This is a genomic window from Trebonia sp., from assembly GCF_049794275.1.
Taxonomy (GTDB): Bacteria; Actinomycetota; Actinomycetes; order Streptosporangiales; family Streptosporangiaceae; genus Trebonia.
In genome coordinates this window covers 1-2,250 of record NZ_JBARCR010000785.1, presented here as the reverse complement: position 1 = coordinate 2,250, position 2,250 = coordinate 1, and the positions used below count along the sequence as shown (strand labels likewise).

The following is a 2,250-nucleotide window of genomic DNA, read 5'->3' as shown; positions in this document are numbered from 1 at the left end:
CGAGCCTGGCCATCGGCGGCCGCACCGGAGACGTGCTGATCGCGGTATCCGCGGTCGCGGTCATCGGCGTGTTCTCCTACGCGATCAAGGTCACGGCTGGCACGGCACCCCGCCCGGCCGGCCCGGAAGCCCGGCGGATCGAGCGGTTGGTTACCGCGGCCACCGTCATCGAACTTGTCGCTGCCTTCGTGCTGCCCGTCATCGTCATCGCGGCCGGCCGCTCGGACTGGGTGCTGCCCTCCATCGTGATCACGATCGGGCCGCTGCTGCTCTATCTGGATCACCTGGTCCATATCCCCCGCTACCGGCCAGTCGGCTGGGCGCTGATCGCCGGGCCCGTCATCCTCGTCGCCACGATGTCGGGCACCGCGCTGGCCGTGACCACCGGCATCGCCGCCGGCCTGGTGCTGCTGGGCACCGCCGCGGCCGGCTTCCACGACCTGGCGGCCCTGCGGCCCGCCCTCCGGGCCGGGTCCGGCTCCGCACGAAGGCCTGATGATCATGTCTCAGGCTGATAGCCCCGCGGCCGGGTTCCGGCCCTTCTTCAACTCCGCCACCGGCGAGTGGATCACCTACACCGCACTGGCCGAGGACACTGGCGGGCAGCTGGTCCGCTTCAGCTGGCGCAGCGTCCCCGGCGGGGTGATCACCGAGCACGTCCACCCGCACCAGGAAGAGCGGTTCACCATCCTGGCAGGCCGAGCCCGCTTCACGCTGGCCGGTGAGGAGCTCGTGGCCGGGCCGGGCGAGACGGTCGTCGTGCCCGCCGGCGTGCCGCACTCCGAGGGAAACCCCGGACCGGCCGAGATCGACGGCGTGGTCGAGCTCCGCCCGGCGCTGCGTACCAAGGAGTGGCACGAGGCCCTCGCCGGCCTGGTCGCTGACGGCAAGACCACACCCCGGGGCGCGCCGAAGAACCCGCTCCAGCTCGGCGCCACCTTCTGGCACTTCCGCCACGAAAGCCGGGTCACCTCACCGCCCATCTGGGCCCAGAACCTCATGCTCCCTCCGCTATGGGCGCTGGCCAAGGCCTTCGGCATACGCCCCTATTACCAGCGCTGGGACAGCGGGACCGAGGTAGCCGGCCTGCCTACCGGAGGAACACCGAGATGAACCAGAACGACCCGATCCGCCGGGTGTCGGTGGTAAGCACCGGCCACGTGCAGATCCGCCCTGACCACCTGGCCTCGACCTGGCGGCCCACTGCCTGGTGGCTGCTGGCCTCCCGGCGCTGGACCGGGCCCCTGCCCATCAACGCCTACGTCATCGAGCACCGCGACGGCTGGTGCTGTTCGACACCGGTCAGGACCGGGCCTCGGTCACCGATCCCGGCTATTTCCCCGGCGCCATCACCGGGGTGCTGTACGGCCGCCTGGCCCGGTTCGAGATCAGCCCGCAGCAGACCCTCAGCGCCGGGCTGGACCGGCTCGGCTACGCCGCCGGCGATGTCAGGATCGCGGTCCTTTCCCATCTCCACCAGGACCACATCGGCGGCCTGGCCGAGCTGAGCCACGCCGACATCATGGTCAGCCAGGCCGAGTGGGATACGCTGTCCAGCCCGCTGCCGGAGATGCGCGGGCTGATGCGCCGGCACATTGACCTGCCCGGCCTGCGCTGGCAGCGGATTGAGCCGGAACCGACCGGCGACCCTGATCTTGCTCCCTTCCAGGCATGTCACGACCTGTTCGGTGACGGCAGCCTGGTCTTGCTGCCCACCCCCGGGCACACGCCCGGCTCCATGTCGCTGCTGGTGCGCCGGCCAGGCCGGCCGCCGCTGATGATGGTCGGCGACCTGACCTACGACGCTCACCTGCTGCAGATCGGCCACGTCCCCGGGGTCGGCAGCCGGCACCGCCTGCGGGAGGCCACTGCCATGATCAACACCATGCGGCAGCGTGATCCGGGCCTGGTGATCCTGCCCGCCCATGACCCGGAAGCGGCGAGCCGCCTGGCCCAGGCCACCGGCCAGGCTCCGACGCTGGCGACCGCGTAGCAGTTACAGTGCGCAACCACGGAAGTGACCTTTGACTCGGCTTGGTCCTTAAGATCCGAAACCGATGCGGATCGACCCGCGTCCCTTGATCGCTAGGCCAGCGTGGCGATGGCCTTGTGTACCGACGCGATGGCGCTGGCGCCTTCGCCGGTGGCTGCGGCGACCCGCTTCATCGAGCCGGAGTGGACGTCGCCGACCGCGAACACGCCGGGAATGCTGGTCTCGAACGGAAGGGGCCGCCGTCCCAGCGTGGCCCA

At 70.7% G+C, this 2,250-nt stretch carries 4 protein-coding genes; 3 read left to right on the top strand and 1 reads right to left on the bottom strand.

Translation table 11 applies throughout. The features are described from left to right. On the top strand, positions 1 to 515 hold a 515-nt coding region (locus WA805_RS20445; protein ID WP_425243124.1), incomplete at its 5' end, for a hypothetical protein. Next, a complete protein-coding gene (locus WA805_RS20440) occupies positions 502 to 1,113 on the top strand; it encodes a cupin domain-containing protein (RefSeq protein WP_422278391.1) in 612 nt (203 codons plus the stop codon). The genes WA805_RS20445 and WA805_RS20440, both read left to right, overlap by 14 nt. On the opposite strand, the gene WA805_RS20435 is transcribed toward WA805_RS20440, so the two are convergent. Then, positions 1,091 to 1,252, bottom strand: a complete 162-nt coding sequence (locus WA805_RS20435; RefSeq protein ID WP_422288213.1) for a hypothetical protein — start codon at positions 1,250 to 1,252, stop codon at positions 1,091 to 1,093. The genes WA805_RS20440 and WA805_RS20435 overlap by 23 nt on opposite strands. Before the next feature lie 33 nt (positions 1,253 to 1,285). On the opposite strand from WA805_RS20435, the gene WA805_RS20430 reads away from it, so the two are divergent. Further along, positions 1,286 to 1,993, top strand: coding sequence for an MBL fold metallo-hydrolase (locus WA805_RS20430; RefSeq protein ID WP_425243123.1), 708 nt, complete (start codon positions 1,286 to 1,288; stop codon positions 1,991 to 1,993). Positions 1,994 to 2,250 lie beyond the last annotated feature (257 nt).

What these genes read in the sequence shown, in the direction of transcription:
- WA805_RS20440 (WP_422278391.1), top strand. Translation starts at nt 502, where the DNA reads ATGTCTCAGGCTGATAGCCCCGCGGCCGGGTTCCGGCCCTTCTTCAAC.
- WA805_RS20435 (WP_422288213.1), bottom strand. Translation starts at nt 1,252, where the DNA reads ATGGGCAGGGGCCCGGTCCAGCGCCGGGAGGCCAGCAGCCACCAGGCA.